This window comes from Blastococcus goldschmidtiae (assembly GCF_031845325.1).
In the GTDB taxonomy this organism is placed as follows: Bacteria; Actinomycetota; Actinomycetes; order Mycobacteriales; family Geodermatophilaceae; genus Blastococcus; species Blastococcus goldschmidtiae.
In genome coordinates this window covers 50879-77510 of record NZ_JAVREI010000017.1, presented here as the reverse complement: position 1 = coordinate 77510, position 26632 = coordinate 50879, and the positions used below count along the sequence as shown (strand labels likewise).

Annotated in this window: 25 protein-coding genes and 1 riboswitch; of the genes, 12 read left to right on the top strand and 13 right to left on the bottom strand. The window is 73.6% G+C overall.

The window, feature by feature from the left end; all coding sequences use genetic code 11:
- Positions 1–63: 63 nt before the first annotated feature.
- Genes qcrB through ctaE form a run of 4 tightly spaced genes read right to left on the bottom strand, consistent with a single transcriptional unit; the run spans position 64 to position 4313 of the window.
- Entirely contained in the window at positions 64–1725 is a 1662-nt protein-coding gene (gene qcrB, locus RM425_RS18615; RefSeq protein ID WP_311346716.1) for a cytochrome bc1 complex cytochrome b subunit, read from the bottom strand.
- Positions 1725–2837, bottom strand: a complete 1113-nt coding sequence (qcrA, locus tag RM425_RS18610; RefSeq protein WP_311346715.1) for a cytochrome bc1 complex Rieske iron-sulfur subunit — start codon at positions 2835–2837, stop codon at positions 1725–1727. The genes qcrB and qcrA overlap by 1 nt, the downstream gene beginning before the upstream one ends.
- Positions 2834–3691, bottom strand: coding sequence for a cytochrome bc1 complex diheme cytochrome c subunit (gene qcrC / locus RM425_RS18605; protein ID WP_311346714.1), 858 nt, complete (start codon positions 3689–3691; stop codon positions 2834–2836). Before qcrC ends, qcrA begins: the two co-directional genes overlap by 4 nt.
- A gap of 7 nt (positions 3692–3698) precedes the next feature.
- On the bottom strand, positions 3699–4313 hold the full coding sequence (gene ctaE / locus RM425_RS18600) for an aa3-type cytochrome oxidase subunit III (RefSeq protein WP_311346713.1): 615 nt from the start codon (positions 4311–4313) through the stop codon (positions 3699–3701).
- A gap of 135 nt (positions 4314–4448) precedes the next feature.
- Between ctaE and RM425_RS18595 the strand changes: the two genes are divergently transcribed.
- Positions 4449–4874 (top strand): hypothetical protein, encoded by a 426-nt coding sequence (locus tag RM425_RS18595; protein ID WP_311346712.1) that lies wholly within the window; start codon positions 4449–4451, stop codon positions 4872–4874.
- Positions 4875–4881: 7 nt separating this feature from the next.
- A complete protein-coding gene (trpD, locus tag RM425_RS18590; RefSeq protein WP_311346711.1) occupies positions 4882–5946 on the top strand; it encodes an anthranilate phosphoribosyltransferase in 1065 nt (354 codons plus the stop codon).
- A 61-nt stretch (positions 5947–6007) separates the two neighbouring features.
- Here trpD and RM425_RS18585 read toward each other — a convergent pair whose 3' ends face one another.
- Together RM425_RS18585 and RM425_RS18580 are read right to left on the bottom strand one after the other, a co-directional pair.
- Complete coding sequence (locus RM425_RS18585; RefSeq protein ID WP_311346710.1) at positions 6008–6295, bottom strand: Lrp/AsnC family transcriptional regulator; 288 nt, start codon at positions 6293–6295, stop codon at positions 6008–6010.
- Positions 6292–8112 carry a DEDD exonuclease domain-containing protein gene (locus tag RM425_RS18580; protein WP_311346709.1) on the bottom strand — a complete coding sequence of 607 codons (1821 nt, stop codon included), beginning with the start codon at positions 8110–8112 and terminating at the stop codon, positions 6292–6294. Before RM425_RS18580 ends, RM425_RS18585 begins: the two co-directional genes overlap by 4 nt.
- A gap of 182 nt (positions 8113–8294) precedes the next feature.
- On the opposite strand from RM425_RS18580, the gene RM425_RS18575 reads away from it, so the two are divergent.
- The 5 genes from RM425_RS18575 to RM425_RS18555 all read left to right on the top strand — a co-directional run bounded on the left by RM425_RS18575 (position 8295) and on the right by RM425_RS18555 (position 14705).
- Positions 8295–10058, top strand: coding sequence for a D-alanyl-D-alanine carboxypeptidase family protein (locus RM425_RS18575; protein WP_311346708.1), 1764 nt, complete (start codon positions 8295–8297; stop codon positions 10056–10058).
- 62 nt (positions 10059–10120) lie between these two features.
- Complete coding sequence (locus tag RM425_RS18570; RefSeq protein ID WP_311346707.1) at positions 10121–10447, top strand: hypothetical protein; 327 nt, start codon at positions 10121–10123, stop codon at positions 10445–10447.
- 249 nt (positions 10448–10696) lie between these two features.
- A riboswitch (cyclic di-AMP (ydaO/yuaA leader) is annotated at positions 10697–10856 on the top strand.
- A gap of 94 nt (positions 10857–10950) precedes the next feature.
- On the top strand, positions 10951–12108 hold the full coding sequence (locus RM425_RS18565) for a C40 family peptidase (RefSeq protein WP_311346706.1): 1158 nt from the start codon (positions 10951–10953) through the stop codon (positions 12106–12108).
- A 210-nt stretch (positions 12109–12318) separates the two neighbouring features.
- Positions 12319–13587, top strand: a complete 1269-nt coding sequence (locus RM425_RS18560) for a M48 family metallopeptidase (protein ID WP_311346705.1) — start codon at positions 12319–12321, stop codon at positions 13585–13587.
- Positions 13584–14705, top strand: coding sequence for a glycosyltransferase family 4 protein (locus RM425_RS18555; RefSeq protein ID WP_311346704.1), 1122 nt, complete (start codon positions 13584–13586; stop codon positions 14703–14705). Before RM425_RS18560 ends, RM425_RS18555 begins: the two co-directional genes overlap by 4 nt.
- Before the next feature lie 69 nt (positions 14706–14774).
- On the opposite strand, the gene RM425_RS18550 is transcribed toward RM425_RS18555, so the two are convergent.
- A complete protein-coding gene (locus RM425_RS18550; RefSeq protein WP_311346703.1) occupies positions 14775–16568 on the bottom strand; it encodes an AMP-dependent synthetase/ligase in 1794 nt (597 codons plus the stop codon).
- A gap of 158 nt (positions 16569–16726) precedes the next feature.
- Between RM425_RS18550 and RM425_RS18545 the strand changes: the two genes are divergently transcribed.
- The 4 genes from RM425_RS18545 (at position 16727) to RM425_RS18530 (ending at position 19804) form a co-directional block, all read left to right on the top strand.
- Positions 16727–17158, top strand: a complete 432-nt coding sequence (locus RM425_RS18545) for an SRPBCC family protein (RefSeq protein ID WP_311346702.1) — start codon at positions 16727–16729, stop codon at positions 17156–17158.
- Positions 17159–17164: 6 nt separating this feature from the next.
- Positions 17165–18313 (top strand): ArsA family ATPase, encoded by a 1149-nt coding sequence (locus RM425_RS18540; RefSeq protein ID WP_311346701.1) that lies wholly within the window; start codon positions 17165–17167, stop codon positions 18311–18313.
- Complete coding sequence (locus RM425_RS18535; RefSeq protein WP_311346700.1) at positions 18310–18708, top strand: hypothetical protein; 399 nt, start codon at positions 18310–18312, stop codon at positions 18706–18708. Before RM425_RS18540 ends, RM425_RS18535 begins: the two co-directional genes overlap by 4 nt.
- 73 nt (positions 18709–18781) lie before the next feature.
- Positions 18782–19804, top strand: a complete 1023-nt coding sequence (locus RM425_RS18530; protein WP_311346699.1) for an ROK family glucokinase — start codon at positions 18782–18784, stop codon at positions 19802–19804.
- Between the two features lie 55 nt (positions 19805–19859).
- On the opposite strand, the gene RM425_RS18525 is transcribed toward RM425_RS18530, so the two are convergent.
- Positions 19860–20534 (bottom strand): hypothetical protein, encoded by a 675-nt coding sequence (locus tag RM425_RS18525; RefSeq protein ID WP_311346698.1) that lies wholly within the window; start codon positions 20532–20534, stop codon positions 19860–19862.
- Positions 20531–21340: an alpha/beta hydrolase gene (locus RM425_RS18520; protein ID WP_311346697.1), complete on the bottom strand. Its 810-nt coding sequence runs from the start codon at positions 21338–21340 to the stop codon at positions 20531–20533. The genes RM425_RS18525 and RM425_RS18520 overlap by 4 nt, the downstream gene beginning before the upstream one ends.
- A 111-nt stretch (positions 21341–21451) precedes the next feature.
- Between RM425_RS18520 and RM425_RS18515 the strand changes: the two genes are divergently transcribed.
- Entirely contained in the window at positions 21452–22213 is a 762-nt protein-coding gene (locus RM425_RS18515; RefSeq protein ID WP_311346696.1) for a lysophospholipid acyltransferase family protein, read from the top strand.
- Positions 22214–22238: 25 nt separating this feature from the next.
- Here the strand turns inward: RM425_RS18515 and trpS are convergent, their stop codons facing one another.
- The 4 genes from trpS to RM425_RS18495 form a co-directional block, all read right to left on the bottom strand.
- On the bottom strand, positions 22239–23312 hold the full coding sequence (trpS, locus tag RM425_RS18510) for a tryptophan--tRNA ligase (RefSeq protein WP_311346695.1): 1074 nt from the start codon (positions 23310–23312) through the stop codon (positions 22239–22241).
- Between the two features lie 152 nt (positions 23313–23464).
- Complete coding sequence (locus tag RM425_RS18505) at positions 23465–24049, bottom strand: TetR/AcrR family transcriptional regulator (RefSeq protein WP_311346694.1); 585 nt, start codon at positions 24047–24049, stop codon at positions 23465–23467.
- Positions 24050–24059: 10 nt separating this feature from the next.
- Positions 24060–25010 carry an alpha/beta fold hydrolase gene (locus RM425_RS18500; protein ID WP_311346693.1) on the bottom strand — a complete coding sequence of 317 codons (951 nt, stop codon included), beginning with the start codon at positions 25008–25010 and terminating at the stop codon, positions 24060–24062.
- Entirely contained in the window at positions 25007–26551 is a 1545-nt protein-coding gene (locus tag RM425_RS18495; protein WP_311346692.1) for a flavin-containing monooxygenase, read from the bottom strand. The genes RM425_RS18500 and RM425_RS18495 overlap by 4 nt, the downstream gene beginning before the upstream one ends.
- Positions 26552–26632: the final 81 nt, after the last annotated feature.

Below are 26632 nucleotides of genomic sequence, written 5' to 3'. Positions count from 1 at the left end.
CGACATGCAGCAGGGCCCCGGTGGACGGATCCACCGGGGCCCTGCCTACGTGCGATGCCGACGTCAGTCGCGCGGTTCCTGCGGACGACCACCCTCGGAGGGCCGGCCGGAGGAGGTGAGCTCCCGGCTCTCGTCGGCCGCCAGGCCACGGCCTTCGCGACGCTGCTCGAGCTCGACCTGGGCCGGCTCCTCGATCGGTCGGAAGAAGCCGCGGATCGCGCGCCGTGCGCCGCCGATCTGGTTCATCTTCTTGGGCACCGGAGCACCGCCGTAGGCGAGCGCCCCGTGGCCGTGCTCGTCGACCGGGCCGAGCGGCTGGTGCACCTCGATGAACTCACCGTGCGGCAGCCGCCGGATGACTCCGGTCTCGATGCCGTGCTCGAGCACCTCGCGGTCGTGCATCTGCAGACCGAGGCAGATCCGGTAGGTGAGGACGTAGACCAGCGGCGGCAGGACGATCACGCCGAGCCTGCCGAACCAGGTCATCGCGTTGAGGCTCACGTCGAACTTGTCCGCGAAGACGTCGTTCCCACCGGAGAGCATCAGCACGCCGTAGAAGGTCAGCCCCATCATGCCGAGCGATGTCCGCACGGGGACGTCGCGGGGGCGCTGCAGCAGGTGGTGCGCGGCCGTGTCGCCGGTCAGCTTGCGCTCGATGCTCGGGTAGAGCGCGAGCACGGTGAACATCGCACCGGCGATGACGACGGTCGGCCAGAACAGGGCCGGGATCGTGTAGTCGCCCGGGAGGTTGATGTCCCACGCGGGGAAGATTCGCGTCGAGCCGTCCAGGAACAGGATGTACCAGTCCGGCTGCGATGCGGCCGAGACCTGCGCCGGGTTGTACGGGCCCCACAGCCAGACCGGGTTGATCTGGACGAGGCCGCCCAGGGCGGCGATCACGCCGAACACGATGAACAGCAGCCCGGTCGCTTTCGCCGCGAACGTGGGGAAGAGCCGGTTGCCGACGACGTTGTGCTCCGTGCGGCCGGGGCCGGGGAACTGGGTGTGCTTCTGCTTCACCAGCAGGAGCAGGTGCACCGCGATCAGGGCCAGCAGGATCGCCGGGATGATCAGCACGTGCGCGATGTAGAAGCGCCCGATGATCAGCTCGCCGACGAAGTCGCCCCCGAACACCGCCCAGTGCGCCCAGGTCCCGATCACGGGGATGGACAGGATGATCGCGCTGATGATCCGGAGCCCCGTACCCGAGAGCAGGTCGTCGGGGAGGGTGTAGCCGGTCACGCCCATGAGCAGGGCGAGCACGAGCATGACCACGCCGATCAGCCAGTTCGTCTCCCGCGGACGCCGGAAGGCGCCGGTGAAGAAGACACGCAGCAGGTGGAGCACGATCGAGGCGACGAACAGCAGCGCCGCCCAGTGGTGGACCTGCCGCATGAACAGGCCGCCGCGGACGTCGAAGGAGAGGTTCAGCGCCGAGTCGTAGGCCGCGGACATCTCCACGCCACGCAGTGGGGCGTAGGAGCCCTCGTACACCACCTCGCGCAGCGAGGGGTCGAAGAAGAACGTCAGGTACGTGCCCGACAGCAGCGCGATCAGGAACGAGTAGAGCGCGATCTCGCCGAGCAGGAACGACCAGTGGTCGGGGAAGACCTTGTTGAGCGTCCGCCGCAGGGGACCGGCGACGATCAGCCGGTCGTCGATCTCGGTGGCGGTCTTGCCGATCCGGGTGGTCGGAGCTCCCGGGGCCGTGGCGGTAGCTGCCATCAGATGCGCTCCCGGTTCCAGTACGTGGGGCCTACGGCTTCAGGGTAGTCGCTGCGGGCGACGAAGAAGCCTTCGTCGTCGACCGTGATGGGCAGCTGGGGGAGGGCGCGCGTCGCCGGGCCGAAGACCGGCTTTGCGCCCTCGGTCACGAGGAACTGCGACTGGTGGCACGGGCAGAGGATCCGGCCGGTCTCCTGCTCGTACAGCGACACCGGGCAGCCGGCGTGCGTGCAGATCTTGGAGTAGGCGACGTAGTCGCCGTACCCGTAATCGGCCTGGCCCTCGCGCGGCACCTGCTCGTCCAGCTGGGCGGGCCGGAGGCGGATCAGCATCGTGGCCGCATCGGACTGCCGGTTCCCGCCGGCGACGGCCGGGAAGACGGTCTCCAGGGAGCCGGGCTCCTGGTCGCCGGGGCGGATGGGGCTGCCGTCCTCGCGCACCAGCCGGACGCCCTCGGCCCACGCGGTGCGGCCCAGGGGGTTGCCGGTGTTCGGGTTCTTGATCAGGCCACCGAGTGGCATGAGCAGCATGAGCCCCAGTCCACCGCCCATGAACGCGAGCGACCGGGTGATCAGCTTGCGCCGGGCGAGCCCGCTGTTGTGCAGCCCGCCGACGAGCGTGGCGCCGGTGGTGACCCGGTCGAAGTGCGACCCGTCGTGCTTGTCCTGGACGGCCGTCTCGTGCGGCAGCAGCTTCTTGCCGTAGACGACCAGCCCCACGCCGACGAGCGCCAGGGACAGGCCCATCGTGGCGCCGAGCAGGGGGGTGAAGACGGTGCTCCAGCCGGTGTCGACGACATCCCACTGCCAGTCGGGGAAGAACCAGCCCGATCCGACGTAGACGACGACGAACGCGAGCGCGGAGAGCCCGGCGAGGGTGAACAGCAGGCCGACCTGGCGCACCGCCCGCTTCTCCATCGGGGAGCCGGGCTCGGGGCCCGGGTCGACGTGCAGGATCTCCACCCCGTCGTACCGGGCGCCGAGACGGTCGAGGTCCTCCCGCGGCATCGCCGCGAGCTGCTCGGGCGTGTAGTCGTCGTCGGGACCGCCGTGCAGCGGTCCCGACGTGTCCGCGCCGCCGGCAGAGCCGGGACGGGCGTCGTGCGTGGTCACGCCTTGCTCCCCATCCAGAAGATTCCGAACATCAGCACGCCGACTCCGACCACCCAGATGACCAGGCCCTCGGCGACCGGGCCCATCCGGCCCACACCGGCACCACCGGGGTCGGCCTGGTTGTTCACCGTCTGGACGTAGGCGATGATCGAGCGCTTCTCCTCCGGCGTCAGCTGGTTGTCACCGAACACCGGCATGTTCTCCGGCCCGGTCAGCATGGCCGTGTAGATCTCGAGGTCGTTGGAGTCGTTCAGGCTGGGCGCCGCCTTGCCCGAGGACAGGGCGCCGCCCTCGCCGACGAAGTTGTGGCACGACGCGCAGTTGAGGCGGAACAGCTCGCCACCCTCGGCGATGTCCCCGTCGCGCAGGTCGCCGCTCGGCAGGCGGGGGCCGCCGCCGTTGGCCTGGATGTAGGCCATCAGCTGGTCGATCTCCTCGTCGGAGAAGACCGCGGGCTTGTCGGCGGCGTCCGCCTCCTGGCGCGCCAGCGGCATGCGGCCGGTGTGCACCTGGAAGTAGACGGAGGCCGCGCCGACGCCGATCAGGGAGGGCCCGCGGTTGGGCACGCCCTCGAGGTTCTCGCCGTGGCAGGTGATGCAGCTGCGGGTGTACAGATCCCGGCCGGCCGCCTCGGCGGCGGACTCGCTGGCGCCCTGGGCCGGGGCGGCCTGGGCGGGGCTGAACACCGAGTACAGCGCACCGGTGAGGATCAGCCCGGCCATCAGCGCGGCGACGTTGGCGACGCGGCGGCGGTGCTTGCTGCGCCGGCGGGCGCGGGCCCGGGCGAGCGGGCTGGTGGTCGCGGTGTCGACGACGGAAGACTCGGCGTCGGACTGCGGGTGCGTGGTGGACACCGTTCCCCTAGCGGATCAGGTAGATCGTGGCGAAGAGCCCGACCCACACGACGTCGACGAAGTGCCAGTAGTACGAGACCACGATCGCCGCGGTCGCCTGTGCCGGCGTGAATCGGCCCATGGTGGACCGGATGAGGATGTAGACGAAGGCGACCAGGCCGCCGATCACGTGCAGCGCGTGGAATCCCGTCGTCAGGTAGAAGACGGAGCCGTAGACCGACGACGAGATGGTCGTGCCGTGCTCGGTCACCAGGACGCGGTACTCGTTCAGCTGGGCCAGGACGAAGACCAGGCCCATCACGAACGTGATGGTGAACCAGCGCCGGAGGCCGTAGACGTTGCCGCTCTCGGCCGCGAAGACGCCGAACTGACAGGTGAACGACGAGGCCACCAGGATCAGCGTGAAGAACGTCGCGTACGGGAGGTTCAGCTCCGTCGGCTCCGGCGGCCACCCGTCGATGGCCCGGGCTCGTGCGGTGAAGTACATGGCGAACAGGCCGGCGAAGAACATCAGCTCGCTCGAGAGCCAGATGATCGTGCCGACGCTGACCATGTTCGGTCGGGTCAGGGAGTGCACCCGCGAGGTGTCGAAGGTGCTGCTCGCCACGGGGGCCGTTGTCACCCGGCCATCATGGCATCGGGTGCCGACCGTTTCGACCTCGGGTCGGCCCGGCGTGGCGCGCACGCGGACCTCTCCCGGTCGCCGCCGCGGCTGCCCTCCCCGGAGCCCGCCGGGCCAACCACTAGGCTCGCCCGCGTGAGCCCAGCCGGAACCCCCGACGCACCGGCCACCGTGCTGGTCTACAGCTCCCGTGGCGAGACCCGCGACGCCGTGCGCACGGCCGTGGGGCGGCGCCCCGCGCCCGACGTGGGCCCGCTGACCTGGATCGAGTGCGCCACCGCCGACGAGGTGGTCGCGGCGGTCGACGGCGGCGGCATCGCGTTGTGCATCCTCGACGGCGAGTCCCAGCCGACCGGTGGCCTGGCCCTGGCCCGGCAGCTGGACCAGGAGGTCCCCGACCGCCCGGCCGTGTGCGTCCTCATCGCCCGGCAGCCCGACCGCTGGCTGGCCCACTGGTCGCGCGCGGAGGGGACGCTGCCGCTGCCGGTCGACCCGCTGCACGCCCCGGCCCTGGTCGCGGACCTGCTCCGCAGCTCCGCCCGGCGCCCCGCCGTCCGGTGACTGCGCGGTGACCGCCGCTCCTCCTTCACCGACCTGGCCGGGGCTGCTCAACCGTCTGCTCGCCGGGCAGGACCTCGCCGCCGACGAGACCGCCTGGGCCATGCGCGAGGTGATGACCGGCCAGGCGACGCCCGCGCAGATCGCGGGCTTCGCCGTCGCACTGCGCGCCAAGGGCGCCTCGGCCCAGGAGGTCTCCGGTCTGGCGGCCGAGATGCTGGCCCAGGCGACGCCGGTCGTGCTGCCGCTGGCGTGCGTGGACATCGTCGGCACCGGGGGCGACGGCGCGCACACGGTGAACATCTCCACGATGGCGGCGGTCGTCACCGCCGCCGCCGGGGCGCCGGTCGCCAAGCACGGCGGCCGCGCGGCGTCCTCCTCCTCGGGGGCCGCGGACGTGCTCGAGGAGCTGGGCGTGGTCATCGACCTGCCCGCCGCCGGGGTCGCCCGCTGCGTGCACGAGGCCGGCATCGGATTCTTCTTCGCGCCGGTGTTCCACCCCGGGATGCGGCACGCCGGTGCGCCGCGGCGGGAGATGGGCATCGCCACGGTCTTCAACTTCCTCGGGCCGCTGACCAACCCCGCGCGTCCGGTGGCCGCTGCCATCGGCTGCGCCGACCGGCGCATGGCGCCGGTGCTGGCCGAGGTCCTGGCCGCCCGGGGTGGCCGGGCGGTGGTCTTCCGCGGGGACGACGGCCTGGACGAGCTGACGACGGCGACGACGTCTTCTGCGTGGGTGGTCCGGGACGGCGTCGTCGTGCCCGACCGGGTGGACCCGGCGGCCCTGGGGATCCCGGCCTCGGCTCCCGACGCGCTGCGCGGCGGGTCCCCGGCCTACAACGCGGACGTGTTCCGGCGGGTGGTGGACGGCGAGCGAGGGCCGGTGCGGGACGCCGTCGTGCTGAACGCGGCCGCGGCGCTGGCCGCCTTCGACGAGCACTCCGACGGCCTGCACGAGGGGCTCGCCGCCGGGCTGGCCCGGGCGAGCGCGGCCATCGACGACGGCCGTGCCGCAGCCCTGCTGGACCGTTGGGTGACGGTGAGCTGCGCCGTACGCGACGCCGGCCGGCCGTAGCCCCGCGGCCCCGTCCGGAGGCCCACCTCGAGCCCGCGAGGGGTGAGGACCGGGACCTCCTTCAGTCGGCCGACTCGAACCCGATCGCGAACGCCGACTCGAGGTCGTGGCGCGAGTACGCCCGGAAGGCGATGTGCGTCTCCGTCTCGAGCACGCCGGGGACCTTGCTGATGCGGCCGGCGATCACCTCGGCGATCTGGTCGAACTCGCGCACCCGGACGAGGGCGATGAGATCGACCTCGCCGGCTGTGGAGTAGACCTCGCTGACCCCGTCGAGGTCGGCGATCGCCGCAGCCACCTCGGGGATCGAATCGGTGGCGGTATCGATCATCACGATGGCGGTGATCACGCCGGCGATGCTATCCGGCTCCGCGGAGCGGTGCCTCCGCCCGTGGAGATCCGGTCCGGCCGCGCTCGCGTGCCCAGCGAGCGTCCGTCGGCGAACGGGTCGCGGCCGGCGCCGCTGCCGTCGGCCATCGCGAGGAACCGGCTGAACGGGCCGGTGCCCGGTGCCGGGCTGGCGAGCGTGCCGTCCAGCTCGACCAGCCGGGTGCCCGGCTTCTCCATCCAGCGCAGGACGAGCTCGGTCTCGTCGACCGACGCCGCGATCTCGCCGTCGGGACCGAGCGGGGTCTCCGCGGTGCCGAGCAGGCCGGCCAGGGTGGCGCGGACCGACGCGCCCCGCGGGGCCACCCCGGCGGACACCAGCCGGCCGCGGCGCACGACGGACAGCTCCCAGCCGCCCGCGCCGTCGGGTCGGGCGAGCACGAGTTCGGTGACCGCGGCGAGCGACTCCAGCCGTTGCCGCCGGCGCACCGCCCGGAGCAGGACGGCCACGCGATCGCGGAGGACGGCGGCGTCCTCGTAGCGCTCCTCCGCGGCCAGGCGCTCGACGCGGTCGAGCAGCGGGCTGACCAGCGCGGTGGGATCGCAGGCGACCGCCGCGCGCAGCACCGCGGCGACGTCGGCGTACGCCGTCACGGACTGGGCCCCCGTGCAGGGGGCACCGCAGCGGCCCATGTCGAACAGCGCGCAGGCCGAGCCGGCGGGGGCGCGCGCCGGGATGCGGGCGGTGCACTGCCGCAGCGGCAGCGCCTCGTGCACCGCCGCGACGGCGGCATCGGCCGCCCGCCGGTCCGGGAAGGGCCCGAGGAAGACCCCGGCGCCCGGGCGCACGCGGCGGACCACGGAGAGCCGAGGGAAGGGCTCGTCGGTGAGCCGGACCCACAGGGCGCGCTCGGGGAAGCGGGACCGGCGGTTGTACCGCGGTTTGTGCTCGGCGATCAGCCGCAGTTCGCGCACCGCCGCCTCCAGCGCGTGGGCGCACGGGATCGCGTCCACGCGCTGGGACAGCGCCACCATCTCGGTGATCCGGCTGCGCTGCTCCCCGGAGGTGAAGTAGCTGCGCACCCGGGTGCGCAGATCGGTCGACGTGCCCACGTAGAGGGGCTCGTCGCGCGGGCCGCGGAAGAGGTAGACGCCGGGGCCGTGCGGGACGGCGTCGGCCAGGTGGCGCTTGCGCCGGCGTTCGGGGTCGACCTGCCGGGTGAGCCCGGTCAGCTCCTCGAGCGAGGAGACGCCGAGCGGGCCGAGCCGTTCGAAGAGCCCGTGCAGGACGTCGACGGTGGCCCGGGCGTCGTCCAGCGCGCGGTGCGTGGGTGAGGTGGTGGCGGAGAAGAAGGGCGCGAGGGTGGCCAGCTTGCAGTTGGGCACCTCGTCGCGGCTGAGCAGCCTGCGCGCCAGCACGGCGGTGTCGACCGACGCGGCCGGCGGCCACAGCACCCCGCTCGCCGCGCACGCCGCCTTGAGGAACCCGAGGTCGAAAGGGGCGTTGTGCGCGACCAGCACCGCGCCGCGGGCGAACTCGAGGAACGCGGGCAGCACCGTGGCGATCCGGGGCGCGGCGGCGACCATCGACGTCGTGATCCCGGTGAGCACGCTGATGTAGGGCGGGATCGCCCTGCCGGGGTCGACCAGCGTCTGGAACTCGCCCAGCACCACGCCGCCGCGCACCTTCACCGCCCCGATCTCGGTGATCGCGTCGTCCTTCGGCGAGCCCCCGGTGGTCTCGAGGTCGACGACCACGAAGGTGACCTCGGCCAGCGGCGTGCCCAGTTCCTCGATCGTGCCCTGCACGTAGGGCGGAGGGGTGGGGGAGGAGCTCACGGGCCGGACGGTAGGTCGGGGTGCCGACAGTCCCGGGACGCCGCGCCGACCCGATCCGCTCCGGTAGTGCGGCACGATTCGCCCGCCCGGGCACAACAGGGCCGCTCACCTGGCGCTTCGCGGGTGATCGGGACAACATTCCAGCGGTGGGCGACCAGGCCCAGATCCGCAAAGGTGGTCCGATGTCCCCCCGCTCCCCGTGGCGCTCCCGGCGGCCCGGGGCTCCGCGTCTGGCGCGCGGCCGTCCGGCGCGGCTGCTCGTGCCGCTGGCCGTCCTCGCGCTGGTCGGGACCGCGACCGCTGCGTCGGCCGCGCCCAGCGACCAGCCGGGAGGCACCTCCGGCGTCCTCGACAGCCGCGCGCTCGACGAGCTGCAGCAGCGGGCCTCGGAGGTCCAGCGCGGTCTCCAGGAGCAGCAGGGCGAGGTGGTGGCCGCGCGCGAGGCGCTCGCCGCGGCCCAGGACGCCGTGGCCGATGCCGAGGCGGTGCTCGGCGACGCCGAGGGGGAGCTGGTCGGGCACCAGCGGCTCGTCGCCCGGTACGCCTCGGCCGTCTACCGCGACGGCGGGGCGCTGACGCCCCTGACGCTGCTGCTCAGCGGCGGGGGTCCCGGCGACGTGGTGTCGGCGCTGAGCTTCCTCGACGTCGTCGACCGGCACGCCGCCGCGGTGATCGGTGCGGCGGAGGAGCAGCGGCGGGCCGCCGTCGCGCAGCAGCAGGAGGCCGCGGCCGCGCTCGAGCAGGCGCGGGTCCGCGCCGACGAGGTGGGGGTCAGGGTGGCCGAGCTCGAGGCGGCGGCCTCGGCGGTGACCGACGAGCTGGACGCCGCGCTCGGGGCGGTGGACCGCCAGCTGGCGCAGCTCCAGCGCGAGCAGGTCGAGGTCAACGACAGGACGGCGGCGAGCTGGCGGGGCTACCTCGACCAGCTGACCACCGCCGGGATCGTCCGGCCGCCGTCGGCAGAGCTGGGCGATCCCGCCGCACGCCTGCCCGAGCGCCTGGTGCCGGTCGGTGCCGCCGGCGGCGGTGCCCAGCGCGGGGCCGCCCAGCTGCCCGGCCGGCCCGCCTCGCTCCTCGTGCTGCCCGCCGAGACGCTCGCGGCGGTGACCGCGGCCATGGAGGCGCTGGGACTGCCCTACGCACCGGGGACCGCCGGTCCCGAGTCCTGGGACTGCGGCTCGCTGGTGCAGTCGGTCTACGGGCGGGCCGGCATCGCGCTGCCCGGGAGCCAGGCGGAGCTCTTCGCCGTCACGGCCCCGGTCGCCGCCGCCGACGTGCTCCCGGGTGACCTGGTCTTCCTCGGCACCCCGGAGGCCGGTCTCGGGCACGTGGGGATCGCACTCGACCCGCGCACCATGCTCGCCGCCGACGCCAGGGCGGGTGCGGTCGTGGTGCGCACCCTGCCCAGCGGCCAGGTGCTCGGCGTCGGTCGGCCGAGCCTCGGCCGGCGCGCACCCGTGCCGGCGCCCGGCCCGACCGGGGGCGCGCTGCGCGTGGAGTGCGGCAACGCCGTCTACCCGCCCACCTACGGCGGGGCGCGTCAGTGGGGCGGGTACCCCAACGGGCTCATCCCGCCCAGTGCGATGTGCCCGCTGGGCGCGGCTGGGCACTCGCTGCGCTGCGACGCCGCCGCGGCCTACCGGGCCATGTCGGCGGCCTACGCCGCGGCGTTCGGCAGGCCGCCCTGCATCACCGACTCCTACCGGACCTACGCCGGCCAGGTGAAGCTCTACGGCGAGAAGCCCGCGCTGGCCGCGGTCCCCGGGACGAGCAACCACGGCTGGGGGCTGGCCGTCGACCTGTGCGGCGGCATCGAGACCTTCGGGACGCCGCAGTACGGCTGGATGGTGACCAATGCCGGGCGCTTCGGCTTCCTGCACCCGACGTGGGCCGATCCCGGCAACGGTCGCGAGGAGCCGTGGCACTGGGAGTACGCAGGGAGCTGACCGTCCGCGACGGGATTGTCGGTGGCCGCTCCTACCGTGCGCATGACTCACGGAGGAGAGACATGCTCATCGACTGCGATACCTGCACCGTCCGGGGCACCGGCTGCACCGACTGCGTCGTCACCGTGCTGCTCGGTGCTCCACCAGGCTGGGAGGGCGTCGACCCGGTCGTGGTGCCGATGGCCGGCCGCGCCCGCAGCGGCGGGCCGACGCCGGCCGCCGAGGACGTCGTGGTGCCACCGCCCGGTGTGGTCGTGGAGTTCGACGACGTCGAACGCCGGGCCGTCCGCGCGCTGGCCGAGTACGGGCTGGTGCCGCCCCTGCGTCACCGCGACGGCTCCGAGGCGGCCGACGACGGCGGCATCTCGCCCGATCGACGGACCGGCTGACGTCCTCACGGCGGGCTCGAGGGCGGACTCGAGGGCGGACTGGAGGGCGGGCTCGACGGCTCCGGACCGTGCTTCTACCCCTACGCAGGGCTTTCATCGGGGAGGCGCGCGGAGCGCGGCGAGATTCTCGTCACAGGTTTACCGCCTGCCTCGGTTTGTCACACCAACATCACGAACGTATGGTCGTCGCCGTCCGACCGGGTGGTCGTCATCCGCCAAGGGGTGGCCTCGGCCGGACACCGCCTAATCACCGCACGACGGCCGACGGTCGTCCGAGGTGAGCCGGGGACCCACCGCAGTTCCGGGGTGAGTTCCCCTGTGGGGCCGGTTCGCCGGTGAGCAGGGGATAGGGCCAGTCTTCCCAGCCCGAACCCGTCAGCTAACTCGGTAGGCGGTGAAGAGGAAGAAATGGAGAGCCGCCGCTCGTGGCGACCCCGCACGCTTCATCGACGCATGTCCTCGCACCCTTCCGCCCCGATCCTCCGGCCGGCCCCGTCCGCCGGGTGGGCCGCCTCCGCGCCGGCCTGCTCATCGGTGCCACCACCGCGCTGACCTTCACCATGGTCCCGGGCACCGCCTCCGCGGAGCCGGGCCGCGCCACCAGCACCGCCGAGGCGGCGCAGCTCGTCGCTGCGGCCAGCCGTGAGCTGGAGATCGTGAGCGAGGAGCTCAACGAGGCGAAGGTGCAGCTCGAACGCCAGCAGGCGGCCGTGGAGAGCGCTGAGCTCGCCGCCTACGCGGCCGACCTGGAGCGCACCGCCCTCGACGGGCGGATCCGCCAGCTGGCGCGGACCGCCTACACCGGTGGCGGCCGATCGCTCACCCAGCTCGACGTCATGCTGACCAGCGACTCCGTCGACGATGTCATCTTCCAGATGGGCACGCTCGACGCCCTCGCGGGACGCAACGACGCCGCGGTCGGCGAGGTCGCCAAGGCCACTGCGCGGGCGAAGGACGCCAGGGCCGAGGCGGGGGAGGCCCGTGAGACGGCCGAGGCGAGCCTCGAGCAGATCGAGGTGAAGCAGCGCGACCTCGAGGTCAGGATCGCGGACTACCAACAGCAGTACGCGGCTCTCGATGCCGCCGAGCGCGCCGCCGCCGAGCGCGCCGCCGCGGAGCGCGCCGCCGCGGAGCGCGCCGCCGCGGAGCGCGCCGCCGCGGAGCGGGCTCAGGCCGACGAGCAGATGGCCCGGGCCTCGCGGTCCCAGCGCACCGCTCCCTCGTCGGCGGCCGCCTCCTCGGCCGGTCCCTCCTCGACCTCCAGCGCCCCGGCGGCACCCGCGCCGACGGCTGCGGCCGCGCCCAGCGGCGCCGCCCAGGTGGCGGTCGACACCGCGCTGGCGCAGGTCGGGGACCGCTACGTGTGGGGCGCCGGCGGTCCGGACGCCTTCGACTGCTCCGGCCTGACGTCCTACGCCTACCGCGCCGCGGGCATCTCGCTGCCGCACTCCAGCCGCAGCCAGTCGCAGCTGGGCCGGCCGGTCTCCCGGGGCGAGCTCCAGCCGGGCGACCTGATCTTCTTCTACAGCCCGGTCAGCCACGTGGCCATGTACATCGGCGGCGGCAAGATGGTGCACGCATCCACCTCGAGCCAGCCGGTGAAGGTCGACAGCGTCGACTCCTTCCCGAGCTACAACAGCGCTCGCCGCATCGTCGGCTGATCGCCCTGCGGTAGACGTCGCGGGTCGACCGCGGCGGCGACGTCCGACGACGGGCCGGTGCTCCTCCCGAGGGGCGCCGGCCCGTCGTCGCGTCTCGGGTCGCGCCCGGTCGGGCTCCCGGGCGCCCACCTAGGATCGACGCGGCGGGCGTCGGTGCCCGCTGCCCATGACGGTGCCGCCGCGGTTGTCCGCCGTTCCCGAGGAGGTCGGATGACCGGGCGTCGTGCGGCGCTGGCGACCGCGGTCGTGCTCCTCGCCGCCTTCGCCGTCGTCGTCGCCGTCGGCACCCCCTGGCAGGCGCTGCCGGAGCCGCCGGGCGGGGCCACCGCGATCGATCCGACGGCCGGGCTGTCGGCCGAGCAGGTCGATCGCGCAGAGGCCTTCGCCGCCGCGATCCGGCCCGCGTCGCTCGCCTCCCTGCTGCTGGGGCTGACCGTCTCCGCCGTGCTGGGACTGACCCCTCTCGGCGCGCGCCTGGTGCGCGGGCTGCCCGCCCCCCGGCGGTGGCGCTGGAGTTGGCAGGTGCTGCTCGGCGTGTTCGCTCTCGCGGTGATCGGCCGGCTGGTCACGCTGCCGCTGTCGGCCTACGGCGAGGTGGTCCGCCACCGGTACGGCCTGTCCACCCGCAGCTGGGGGCTGTGGGTGCGGGACGTGGCGACGTCGACGGCGATCGACGCGGCCCTGACCGCACTGGCGCTGGTCGCCCTCGTCTGGCTCGCCCGCCGCGCCTCGCGCCTGTGGTGGGCGCTCGCGGCCGCCGGTGCCGCCGTGCTGGTGGTCGTCGGCTCCTTCCTGTGGCCGGTGCTCGTCGAGCCGGCCTTCAACAGCTTCGAGCCGATGCCGGCCGGACAGCTGCGCAGCGATCTGCTCGCCCTGGCCGAGGAGAACGGGACCCCGGTCCAGGACGTGCTGGTCTCCGACGCCTCGCGCCGCACCACCGCCCTCAACGCCTACGTCTCGGGCTTCGGCTCCACCCGCCGCATCGTCGTCTACGACACGGTGCTCGAGCGGCTGCCCGACGAGCAGATCGAGTCGATCACGGCCCACGAGCTCGGCCACGTGGCCGCCGACGACGTCCTCACCGGCACCCTCCTCGGCGCGCTCGGGGGTGCCGGCGGGGTCGCCCTCCTCGGCTGGGCGCTGACGTCCCCGCGGCTGCTGCGCCGGGCCGGGGCCGAGGGCCCGGCCGACCCGGCGGTGGTGCCGTTGGCCCTGCTGCTGGTCGCGGTCGGCACGCTGGTGGCGACGCCGGTGCAGAACCTGGTCTCCCGCCAGATCGAGGCGCGGACCGACGTGGCCGCGCTCGACCTCACGGAGGACCCCGAGGCGTTCATCGCCATGCAGCGCGGCCTGGCCGGCAGCAACCTGTCCGACCCGGACCCGCCGGCGGCCTGGCACTGGTTCTTCGGATCGCACCCCACGGCGGCCCAGCGGATTGCGCTGGCGCAGGACTGGGCCCGCTCGGAGCGCGAGCCATGACCCGGACGCTCGTCGTCACCAACGACTTCCCGCCGCGCCAGGGCGGTATCCAGACCTTCGTCGCCGCGCTGCTGGAACGCCGGCCCCCTGACTCGCTGGTGGTGCTCGCCTCCGACCACCCCGGGTCCGCCGAGCACGACGCAGCGCTGCCCTACCCGGTGGTGCGCCGACCCACGGGCATGCTGCTGCCCACGCGGGCCACCGCCCGGGCCGCGGTCGACCTGGTCCACCGGTACGACTGCGACAGCGCCTTCTTCGGCGCCGCGGCGCCGCTGGGCCTGCTCGCCCCCACGCTGCGCCGGGCCGGCGTCGGGCACCTGGTCGGCGCCACGCACGGGCACGAGACCGGCTGGGTCGCGCTGCCCGGGAGCCGCCAGGTCATGCAGCGCATCGCGGACGGGCTCGACGTGCTCACCTACCTCACCGAGTACACCCGAGGACGGCTCGCCCCGGCGCTCGGCGGGCGCACCCGGCTCGCGCAGCTGTCCCCGGGGGTCGACGTCGACCGGTTCAGCCCGGACGTCGACGGCACCGCGGTCCGGCGTCGGCACGGCCTGGGGGAGGCCCCGGTGGTCGTCTGCGTCTCCCGGCTGGTGGCCCGCAAGGGGCAGGACGTGCTGGTCGAGGGGTGGTCGCAGGTGCTCGCCCGGCATCCGTCCGCCCGGCTGCTCCTGGTCGGTGGGGGACCCGACGAGGCGGCGCTCCGGCGCGCTGTCGCTGCGCGCGGCCTGGCGCACTCCGTCGTCCTCACCGGAGGGGTGGACCCCGCCGAGCTCCCGGCCCACTACGCGGCCGGGGACGTGTTCGCCATGCCGTGCCGCACCCGCCGCGCCGGGCTCGACGTCGAGGGCCTGGGCATGGTCTTCCTAGAGGCGGCCGCGTGCGGACGGCCCGTCGTGGCGGGGACGTCGGGCGGCGCGCCGGAGGCGGTGCGCGAGGGGGTCACCGGGCACGTCGTCGACCCGCGGTCACCCACCGCGGTGGCCACCACGATCGCGGACCTGCTGGACGACCCGGCGCGGGCCCGGGCCATGGGTGCGGCCGGGCGCGCGTGGGTGGAGCAGAGCTGGTCCTGGACGACGATCGCGGCGACCTTCGCCGAGCTGATCGAGCTTTGAACGCAGAGACGCCTGAACGCAGCGAGGCCCGCCCCGCGGTGCGGGGCGGGCCTCGGTGCGGCGAGTGCGTCAGCGCGTGTAGAGCGCCTCGACCTCGTCGCCGAACTCCTTCATGACCACGGAGCGCTTGAGCTTCAGGCTCGGGGTGAGCATCCCGTTGTCCTCGGTGAAGTCGGTGCCGAGGATGTGGAACTTCTTGATCGCCTCGGCCTGCGAGACGGCCTTGTTCGCGTCCTTCACGGCCGCGTCGATCTCGGCCTTCAGGTCGGCGTCCTCACGCACCTGCTCGACCGTCTGGTCGGCGGGCTTGCCCTTGGACTCCAGCCACTGGGGCAGCGCCTCGTCGTCGAGCGTGATCAGCGCCGCGATGAACGGCCGCTGGTCGCCGACGACGATGCACTGGCTGACCAGCCGGTGGGAGCGCAGCCGGTCCTCGAGGACGGCGGGGGCGACGTTCTTGCCACCCGCGGTCACCAGGATCTCCTTCTTGCGGCCGGTGATCTTGAGGAAGCCGCCCGAGTCGAGCTCACCGATGTCGCCGGTGTGGAAGAAGCCCTCGGAGTCGATCGCCTCCGCGGTGGCGTCCGCGTTGTTCCAGTAGCCGCGCATGACGATGCCGCCCTTGATGAGCACCTCGCCGTCGTCGGCGATCCGGAACGTGACACCGGGCAGCGGCTGCCCGACGGTGCCGATGCGCAAGGCTTCGTCGTGGTTGACCGAGGCGGCCGCGGTGGTCTCGGTCAGGCCGTAGCCCTCGAAGACGGTGACCCCGATGCCGCGGAAGAAGTGCCCGAGCCGCTCGCCGAGCGGGGCCCCGCCGGAGATGGCGCCCAGGCAGCGGCCACCCAGCGCGGCGCGCAGCTTGCCGTAGACCAGCTTGTCGAACAGGGCGTGCTGGACGCGCAGGCCGATGCCGGGGCCGCCGGTGTCCTGGGCCCGCGACCAGTCGATGGCGACCTGGGCGGCCCTGTCGAAGATCTTGCCCTTGCCGTCGCCCTCGGCCTTGGCCTTGGCCGAGTTGAAGACCTTCTCGAAGACGCGGGGCACGGCCAGCACGAACGAGGGCTTGAACTCGCCGAGGTCCTCGAGCAGGTTCTTGACGTCGGGGGTGTGCCCGATGACGGTGCGGTTGTAGATCGCGCCGACCTGCATGACGCGGGCCAGGACGTGCGCCAGCGGGATGAACAGCAGCAGCGAGCCCTGCACGCTCATGAACCGGTCGAGCAGCGTGATGCCGTTCTGGATCTCGAACAGGAAGTTGCCGTGGGTGAGCTCGCAGCCCTTCGGCCGGCCGGTGGTGCCGCTGGTGTAGATCAGCGTCGCCAAGCTGTCGGCGTCCAGCGTCGCCCGGCGGGCGTCCAGGTCGGAGTCCGGGACGTCCTTGCCGGCCGCGATCAGGGCGCCGACGGCGTCGTCGTCGATGACGTGGACGGACATCAGCGCCGGCGCCTGGCCGCGCACGGACTCGACGGCCGTGGCGTGCTCGGGGCTCTCGACCACGATCGCCGTGGCGCCGGAGTCGGAGAGGATCCAGGCGACCTGGTCGGCGCTGCTGGTCTCGTAGACGGGGACGACGACTGCGCCGGCTGTCCAGATCGCGAAATCGAAGACGGTCCACTCGTAGCGGGTCTTCGCCTGCAGGGCCACGCGGTCGCCGGCGGCCACACCGGAGGCGATGAGGCCCTTGGCGACCCCGCGGACCTCGTCGCCGAACTGCTGCCACGTGACATCCCGCCACTGGCCGTCGCGCCGTCGCCGCAGACCGACCTCGCCACCGTGCCCGGCCACGTTCTCGGCCAGCATGTCGGTCAGCGCAGCGTCGCGTCGCACCTCGGTGGTCACAGGAACGGTGAACTCGCGCACGCCTGGTCCTCTCCTCCCTGGCCGCCGCCGGGCACCGTCGCCCACCGGTCCATGACCAGGATCGTTCCGGCCAATCTAGCGGGCGGGCCCTACCGGTGAGTAGCGGAACGGGTGACGGACCGTCTCAGCGGCGATCCCGAGCCGCTAGCCTGCTGACCATGGCCGAGCAGTCCACGCAGTCGATCGTCGTCGAGGCCCCCGCTGCCGACGTCATGGCCGTCATCGCCGACTTCCCCGCCTACCCGCAGTGGGTGTCCGCGGCCAAGCAGGTCGAGGTGCTCGACGAAGGCCGGGACGGACGCGCCCGCCGGGTGCACTTCGTGCTCGACGCCGGCGCCGTGAAGGACGACTACGTCCTCGACTACACCTGGGACGGCGACCGCAAGGTCAGCTGGACGCTGGTCAGCGGGCAGATGCAGAAGCGCCAGGACGGCTCCTACACGCTGGTCGAGACCGGTGGCCGGACCGAGGTCACCTACTCGATCACCATCGACCTCTCCATCCCGATGCTCGGCATGATCAAGCGCAAGGCCGAGAAGGTCATCCTGGACACGGCTCTCAAGGAGCTCAAGAAGCGCGTCGAGGGCTGACCCGGCGTGCACACCCTGATCCTCACCGGCCCCGGCGGGGCCGGTACGTCCACCCTGGCCGCGGCCGCCGCGGTGCGGGCGGCCGGCGCGGGACGCACGACCTTGCTGCTCACCCGTCAGCCGTCACCGGTCGCCGGCCTGGCCGACGTGCCGGGGCTCGAGGTGCGCACGGTGGACGCAGGAGGAGCGGTCGAGCGGTTCTGGGGAGCGGCGGTCGTCCCCGCGGCGGCGACGCTGCCCCAGGTCACGCTGCCCCCGGCGTCCTCGGTGGCGTCGCTGCCCGGGACGGCGGAGCTGGCGCTCTTCGCCGAGCTCGGGCAGGCGAGGGCGGAGCTGGTGGTCGTGGACGCGGGCTCGTCGGAGCAGGCCGCCGCGCTGCTCGCGCTGCCGGCGACCCTGCGCTGGTGGCTGGACCGGCTGCTGCCGCCCGGGATGCGTGCGCTGGGCGCGCTCCGGTCGGCGGCGGTGACCTCCGGGGCCGCCCGCCGCGGTCCGGTCGACGCCGCCCTGGCGCTGGTGCCGGAGCTGGAGGCGCTGCTCGCGGCCGACCGGTTGGCCGACACGACCGGCACGGTCGTGTGCCTGGCGGCCGTACCCCGCGCCGGCACCGCGGCGCCGCTGCGCGGGCTGGTCACCGCGCTGGGCCTGCACGGCCTGCGGCCGGCCGCCGTGCTCGCGCGAGTGCTGCCGGAGGACGACGCGGGGGAGTGGTGGCGCGCCCGGCTCGAGGAGCAGACCGCCGAGCTGACCTCGCTGGAGCAGCTGGCCCCGGTGCACCGGGTCCCCGAGGGCGCCACCGGACCCGCGAACGTCGAGGGCGTGGCCGCGCTGCTCGAGGACGTCGTGCTGCCGGAGGACGGCGGCCTGCCCGCACCCGCGACCGAGCGGCTGGACGGCGCCTGGCAGCTGACGGTCCCGTTGCCGTTCGCCGAGCGCGGCGCCGTCGGGCTGACCCGCTGGGAGGACGACCTGGTCGTCACCGTCGCGGGCACCCGCCGGTCGCTGCGGCTGGACCCGTTGCTGCGCCGCTGCGAGGTCACCGGTGGGCGGCTGGCCGACCCCGCGAGCGCGGACGCCCGGCTCGTGGTCTCCTTCCGACCCGACCCACAGCTCTGGCCGGCGGAGCTGCTGGCCTCGGTGAGGAGGAGCTCATGACCACCGGTGCCGACTGGGCCGACTCCGCCCGCAGGCTGCTCGACGTGCTCCGCCCGCCCGCAGGGGCACCGGCCGGACCCGCCGAGGACTCCGCCGCGGCGGGGCCGGCCCACGCGCCCGACTGCCGCTGGTGCCTCGTGTGCCAGGCGTCGGCGGTGCTGCGCGGCGAACGCCCCGAGGTGACCGCCGCACTCGCCGACGTGCTGGCCACGACCGCCTCGGTGCTGCGCGATCTCGCCGGGGAACCGGTCCGCTCCAGCGGTCCGGCGGCCGCTCCGGGTGCACCGGGTGCACCGGATGCACCGGGCGCTCCGGATGCACCGCGCGAGCGCGACGACCGGGGCGACGACACCGCTCCCGGCACGGGAGCGGTGCAGCGGATCGACATCGCGTGAGCGAGCTTGCGAGCTCACGCATGAGCAGAGCAGCCCCGCGAACGCGCCTGACGAGCGCCAGCGAGGAGGGCGCGTGAGCGCCGCGGCACCCGGGACCCTGGCCGCGCTGGGCATCGACATCGGCGGCACCAAGGTCGCCGGCGGGGTCGTGGCGCCCGACGGCACCATCCTGGCCACCGCGCGGCGGGCCACCCCCGGGGCCTCGGTGTCCGACACCGAGGACGCCATCGCCGCCGTCGCCGAGGAGCTGGCCGCCGGACACGACGGCGAGCTGGTGGGGGTCGGCATCGGCGCCGCGGGCTGGTTCGACCGCACCGGTGACACCGTGCTGTTCAGCCCGCACCTGGCCTGGCGGCACTCCTCGCTCCGCAAGGACCTCACGGCGCGACTGCAGCGCCCGCTGTGGGTGGGCAACGACGCCGACGCCGCGGCGTGGGCCGAGTACCGCTACGGCGCCGCACGCGGGGCGGACCTGGCGCTGATGGTCACGCTCGGCACCGGCATCGGCGGCGGGATCGTGATGGACGGCCGGCTGCAGCGCGGCGCGCACGGTGTGGCGGGGGAGTGGGGGCACATGCGGGTCGTCCCCGACGGACGGCTGTGCGCCTGCGGCAACCGCGGGTGCTGGGAGCAGTACGCCAGCGGCACGGCGCTCGGGCAGACCGCTCGCGAGGTGGCGAGCACCTCGCCGGCCGCCGCAGCGCTCCTGCTCGAGCGGGTCGAGGGCCAGGCGTCCCGCCTGACCGGCGAGGACGTCGCCCGGGCGGCCTACGACGGCGACCCGCTGGCGCTGGAGCTGGTCACCGAGGTCGGGGTGTGGCTCGGTCAGGGGATCGCCGACCTCGCCGCCGTCCTGGACCCCGAGGTCGTCGTCATCGGCGGTGGCGTGAGCGTGCTGGGCGAGATGGTCCTCGGGCCGGCGCGGGCCAGGCTCGACCGGGCGCTGCCCGGGCGTGGCTTCCGCCCGGGCCCGAGGATCGTGGCCGCCGAGCTCGGTGCGCAGGCGGGCATGGTGGGCGCCGCCGACCTCGTCCGCAATGACATCGTCGCCCTCCGGGCGACACCGCGACCAGGAGCCGTTCCCCCGTCGCGTTGAGCCCCGTCGTCGTCGCTGCGCGGAGCCCTCCGGGCCCCACTCGCGCCGACACCCCTCACACCACGGCGCCGTCGTCCCCGTCGTGCTCCGAGCGGTCGCGCATCCTGGAGACCAGCATCGCCGCACCTCCGGCGATGGCGGCGACGCCGAGCACCAGCCCGAGGTCCGCGGACAGGCGCAGCGAGCCCGGGGTGGCGATGAGCACCAGCCCCAGCAGGACCAGCAGCCCGGCGTAGAGCGCGTGCGGTGCGGGGACCGGCACCGGCGGGGGCGGGGGCGGTTCGTAGTGCTCCTCGGGCAGGTCGAGCACCGAGAGCTCGTGCGGCGGTGGCGGCGGCGCGTCCGAGGGCTGCTCGTCGACCACCGCCGCGCCGTGCTCGGCCTCGTAGGCGGCCACGATCCGCGACCACTCGGCGTCCTCGTCCAGGTCGGCGCGCACCGGGACGGGCTCGGCGGGCCGGCGCGGGTGCTCGTCGGCGTACCGCTCGACGAGCACGCGCGCCTCGGACTGGCGGCCGCGGTCGACGAAGAGCCGGTCCGACGGGGGGCTCGGCAGCGAGACCTCCCGGGTGTAGGGCCCGACATCGGCCGACGGGTCCAGGTAAGCGGCGATGCCGGCCGCCTCGAGCACGTCGAGCAGGTGCTCACCCACCCGCGGGTCGACGTCGCGCAGCGGGCTCCAGGACGTGGCCGGCAGCCCGTTGTCCCGCCGGCCCCTGCCCCGCGTCACGACGGGGCGCTCCCGGGTCGGGCGGCGGGGGTGCGCTCGCGGATCCAGGCCGCCGACCGCTCGAAGATCTGCGGGGCGTCGTTGTCGAGGGTGGCGACGTGATAGCTGTTCCCGAGGACGACCTCGGTGGTGTCCCGGCTGGCGATGGAGGCGAGGAGCACCTCGCTGTTGGCCGGCTCCACCACGTGGTCCTCGATGCTGTGGAAGACGATGGTCGGCACGGTCACCCGCTGCAGGTCGGCGCGGGTGAGCGCCCACAGCCGGCGGAGCTGCAGCATCGCCCGCAGCGGCAGCCGCGGGTAGGCCAGCTCGGTGATGCCCGGCTTCTTGATGTCGCTGGCGATGGGGGCCCAGCTCGTGGTCAGCCGGGCGAGCAGCGGCAGCGCCTTGGCGTCGCGGCGCTGGGTGAACAGAGCCGGGTTGACCAGCAGGAGCCCGGCGAGGTCGCCGGAGCGCACCTCGGCCAGCCGGGTGGCCAGCGTGCCGCCCATGGACAGGCCCGCCACGAACACGCGGTCGCAGGTGGTGGCCAGCTCGTCGAAGGCCCGCTCGACCGCGGTGGTCCACTGCTCGTGGGTGCTGATGTTGCAGTCCTGCCAGCTGGTGCCGTGCCCGGGCAGCAGCGGGCAGCTCACGGTGAAGCCCTCGGCGGCCAGGTGCTCGCCCCACGGGCGCATGCTCATGGGCGTCCCGGTGAAACCGTGCACCAGCAGCACACCGGTGCGCCCCTGATCGCCGCGGCCGGGGAACCGGAACGGCTCGGCCCCGGGCAGCACCGCGGGCGTCGGCGCGAACGTTGCGGGCACGGGCTTCTCCTGGTGGTGGTGCGGCGGCTACTGCGAGTGATCCCTCGCACTGGACGCACCGATTGTCCTACGGCCCCCAGGCTCCCTAGTCTGGCAGTCCGCGAAGGAGGCGTGTTGTTCTACTGGTTCCTCAAGTTCGTCGGCATCGGCCCGGTGGTGCGCGTGCTCTTCCGTCCCCGCGCCGAGGGACTGGAGCACGTCCCCGCCAGCGGTGCAGCCATCCTGGCGAGCAACCACCTGTCGGCGGCCGACTGGATCTTCATGCCCCTGTCGGTCAGGCGGCGGGTCACCTTCCTCGCGAAGGCGGAGTACTTCACCGGCACGGGCGTGAAGGGCTTCCTCCAGCGCTCCTTCTTCTCCGGTGCCGGGCAGGTGCCCATCGACCGCACCAGCGCGTCGGCCGCCGAGGACGCCATCCAGACCGGGCTGCGCATCCTTCGGGACGGCAAGCTGCTGGGCATCTACCCGGAGGGCACGCGCTCGCCGGACGGGCGGCTCTTCCGCGGGAAGATCGGCGTCGCGCGGATGGCGCTGGAGACCGGTGTGCCCGTCGTCCCGGTGGCCATGTGCTACTCCGCGAGAAAGCTGCCGTTCGGCAAGAAGGTCATGCGGGTGACGGTGCGCTTCGGCCAGCCGCTGGACTTCACCCGCTACGAGGGCCTGGCCGGTGACCGCTTCGTCGAGCGGTCGATCACCGACGAGATCATGTACGAGATCATGACGCTGTCCGGGCAGGAGTACGTCGACGTCTACGGCGCCACGGTGAAGAAATCGATGACGGCGGGCAGCTCGAGCGCGGCGGACGCCGTCGCCACCCTCCAGCCGCCGGTGACCGAGGCCGCGGACCGCGCCCCCACGTCCCTGGCGGGCTGATTCCCGGCCGCGTGCGACGGCGGCGTCAGTAGCGCATCCCCATGGCCGTGCGCACCCGGTCCAGGGTGTGCCCGGCGATCTCGTTCGCGACCGCATTGCCCCGCCGCAGCACCTCCCGGACGATCGTCGGGTCCGCGGCGAGCTCCGCCCGGCGGGCGCGGAGGGGACGCAGCCGCTCGTTCACCGCTTCGGTCACCGCCGTTTTGAGGCCGGTCGCGCCACCGCCTCCGATGGCCGCGGCGAAGTCCTCCGGCGCCTCGCCTCGGCACAGCGCGCCGAGCAGCACCAGGCCGGACACCTCGCGCCGGCGCTGCGGCTCGTAGGTGATGGTCCGTTCGGAATCGGTGACGGCGCGGCGGAACAGTTGTGCCGTCGTGTCCTCGTCGGCGCGGAGCGAGACCGCGTTGCCCCGACTCTTGCTCATCTTCGTGCCGTCGGTACCGAGGAGGAGCGGGGCGTCGCCCAGCAGTGCCTCGGGCTGGACGAATACCGGGGCGTAGCGGTGGGCGAACCGGCGGGCGACCGTCCTGGTCAGCTCGAGGTGCGGTAATTGGTCGCGTCCCACCGGGACCAGGTTCGCCCCGCAGAAGAGGATGTCGGCCGCCTGGTGCAGCGGATAGGTGAGCATCAGCCCCGACATGGGCCGGTCGCCGGTGGCCGCCGTCTCCGCCTTCACTGTGGGATTCCGGTGCAGCTCCGCGACGGTCACCAGGCTGAGCAAGGGCAGCAGCAGCTGGTTGAGGGCGGGGACGGCGCTGTGGCAGAAGAAGGTGGTGCGCTCCGGGTCGAGGCCCGCAGCCAGTTGGTCGAGAACCAGCTCGGTCACCACCTCGGGCAGGTCCTCGCCGCGGTCGCGATCGGTGATCACCTGGTAGTCGGCGACCAGGACCAGAACCTCCACGCCAGCCTGTTGCAGGCGGACCCGGTTGAGCAGGGTGCCGAAGTAGTGGCCGAGGTGCAGCGGACCGGTCGGGCGATCGCCGGTGAGGACGCGGAACGACTCCGGTGCCGCGGCGATCGAGCGCTCCAGCTCGGCGCTGCGCGCCTGCACGCGAGCGAAGGAGTTCTGGTCCGCAGCCAGGGTGAGTGGGGGTGTCATGGGATCTCCTCGGGAAGGAGAGCCACCCCACCGCCGTCCCCGACGGGTGGTGCGCCGCCGAGCTGCCGTCGAGGGGCAGCTCGGGACGCGTCAGGTCACAGCCGCCGGGACGACGGCTGCCACCAGGTGCGGATGATCAGCACGGGCCGAGACTATCGGACCAATCGGTCCAGGACGTCGCGCAGCAGCTCGAGTAGTTCGGGCCGGCTCATCGTCGGCTCGTCGGCCCAGGAGCCGACGAGGTCCTCGGTGAAGGCGAACCAGGCGAGCACCAGCTGCCGGCGCCGGGCGTCGTCGGGCAGCTCCAGCGCGGTCAGCGCGACCTCGACCAGGCGGTCCCGCGTCTCCTGGTAGACCTCGGCGACCCACGGGTCGCCGCCGCTCGCGCCCCGCACGAACGCCAGGTGGCTCTCCCGGAAGGTCTCCACCCACCCGACGTAGCGGTCCAGCATCCCGGTGACCTGCTCCTCCGGCGACGTGCCGGGAGGGGGCAGGAGGTGGTCGAGCATGAAGTCGGCCGCCGCCCGGGTGACCGCGGTGTAGTACTCGCGCTTGGACGCGAAGTAGTGAAACAGCAGGCTGCGGCTGATGCCCGCCCGGCGGGCCACCTCGTCGATGGTCAGCTCCTGCACCGGGGTGGTCGGCAGCAGCTCGAGGCCGATCCGGACCAGCTGCGCCCGGCGGTCACCCGCGGTGCGGCGCAGCCGGGGTGGGCCGGGCGTGGAGGACGCCGCCATCACCGGGCGGTCAGGCGGCGTGCCGGCCGGCGGTCGCGGCGGCCAGCAGCCGCTCGATCGCGTCGGCCACCAGGCGCGGCCGTTCCTGGATCAGCATGTGCCCCGTGCGCTCCGCCACGTGCAGCGCCGCACCCGGCAGCGCCTCGGCCAGCTGCCGGCTGTGCCGCTGGGGCGTCAGTTTGTCGCTGTCGCCGACGAGGACCTCCACCGGCACCCCCGTCAGCGCCTTCAGCTCGCTGCGCTTGTCGTGCTCGCCCAGCGCCGGGTAGAACGCGGCGAAGGCCCGCACGGTCGAGGCGTGCATGATCTCGGCTCCCGCGATGACCATCTCGTCGGTCGCGTCGGCCCCGTACAGCAGCTCGCGGACGATCTTCCGGTGCCGGGGGTGCGACGGCGGTACCAGCTGACGGATCCGATCGACGGCCCGCGCGCCGCCGATCGCGGCGGTCACCATGCCGGGGGCCAGCTTGAGCTGCAGCCGCTCGGCGAGCTTCTCGCCGGACGGGGCGAGGTCGCCGGCCGACGTCGACACCAGGGCCACACCCCGCACGCGCTCGGTGAACAGTTCGGGCCGGGCCGCGGCCAGGCACATGATGGTCATGCCGCCCATGGAGTGCCCGCCCAGCACCACCGGACCGGTCGGGACGAGCTGGTCGAGCAGGTCGCCGAGGTCGGCGCCGAGCTGGTCGATCGAGAGCTCGCCGACGTCCTTCGCGTAGCGGCCCCACGTCGACCGGCCGTGGCCGCGCTGGTCGTAGCGGATCACCCGCAGCTCGCCGGCGGCGACCTCCGGGGTCAGGAGCTGTGCGACGTCGTCCCACGACGCCTGCGCCAGCGTCCAGCCGTGAGCCAGGACGAGGGTGACCGGTGCGTCGTCGGACCCGTCGACGACGGCGTGGATCAGCGCGCCGTCGCCGGTGCGGACGGCGGCGACGCGACGGAGCACGGTGCCCGCGCTCATGCCGCCACCTCCGGCGTGCTCGCCGGGGCGCCGGCCGGGACGCCGACGTAGTTCTCGCGGTCGAGCTTCCTCGTGAGCTTGCGGAACCGGAAGGTGAAGTCCGGCCACAGGGTGGTGTTGTGCCCGTGCTCGTCGAGGTACCAGCTGGAGCAGCCACCGCCGAGCCACACCGTGCCCTTCGACTTCTCGGCGATCAGCGCGCGGTAGGCCTCCTGCGCCTCGCGGGTGGTCTCCAGGACCTCCAGGGACTCGGCGTCCATCGTCTGCAGGGCGTCGTCGACGTAGTTCACCTGCGACTCGATCATGTAGACCATCGACGTGTGGCCGACGCCGACGTTCGGCCCGACCAGCAGGAACATGTTGGGGAAGCCGGCGACGGTGGCGCTGCGGTTGCTCAGCATGCCGTCCACCCAGACCTCGGCCAGGCTGCGTCCGTCGCGGCCGCGGATCTTCTCCGCGATCGGCAGGTCGGTCACGTGGAAACCGGTGGCCAGCACGATCGTGTCCGTGGGCCGCTCGACGCCGTCCCTGCTCACGATCGAGCGCGGGTGGACCTCGCTGATGCCGGCGGTGACGAGCTCGGCGTTGGGCGCCGCGACGGCGGGGAAGTAGTCGTTGCTGATCAGGATGCGCTTGCAGCCGATCGTGTAGTCCGGGGTGAGAGCCTTCCGCAGCTTCGGGTCCCGCACCTGGCGCTCGAGGTGCGCCTTGGCCAGCTTGGCCACCGGCTTGAGGAATCGCCGCCGCTTGGCCAGCCCGATGACGAGGAACTCGCGGAACAGGTAGAGGCCGGCGCGGACGGCCTTCTGGAAGCCGGGCACGCGCCGGTAGAGGCGCTGCACGAGCGGCTTGACCGGGTGGTCGGTGCGGGGCACGACCCACGCGGGGGTGCGCTGGTACACGGTGATGCTCTCCACGACCGGCTGGATCGCCGGGACCACCTGGATGGCCGAGGCGCCGGTGCCGATGACGGCGACCTTCTCGCCCGCGAGGTCGTGCGAGGCGTCCCAGCGCGCGGAGTGCATGACGGTGCCGGTGAAGGTGTCCAGGCCGGGGATGTCGGGATAGGTGGGGTCGGCCAGCGCGCCGGCGGCGGAGACGAGGATGCGGGCCCGGAACTCACCGGCGGTCGTCGAGACCAGCCAGCGACGCGCCGCGTCGTCCCACCGGGCCGCGGTGACCTCGGCGCCGAAGACGCAGTGCCGGCGGACGTCGAAGTCCTTCGCGACCCGCTGCAGGTAGGCCTGGATTTCGGGCTGCTCGGAGTAGGAGCGCCCCCAGTCGGGGTTCAGCGCGAAGGAGAACGAGTAGAGGTTGGACTGCACGTCGCAGGCCGCACCCGGATAGGTGTTGTCCCGCCAGGTGCCGCCGACGTCGTGCGCCCGCTCCAGGAGGACGAGGTCGGTCTCGCCCCGTCGCTTCAGGGCGATCGCCATGCACAGGCCGGCGAAGCCCGATCCGATGATCGCCACGCCGACGTCGCGGACGTGCCCGGAGGGCTCTCCGGTGGGCGTGGACTGGGTCTCGAGCGTGCTGGTCACCGATCGGCTCCTTCTTCTGCCTGTGTCGCTCCGGCTTGCTGAGCAACGCTCAACAAGTTACAACGACTACTGAGCAGTGCT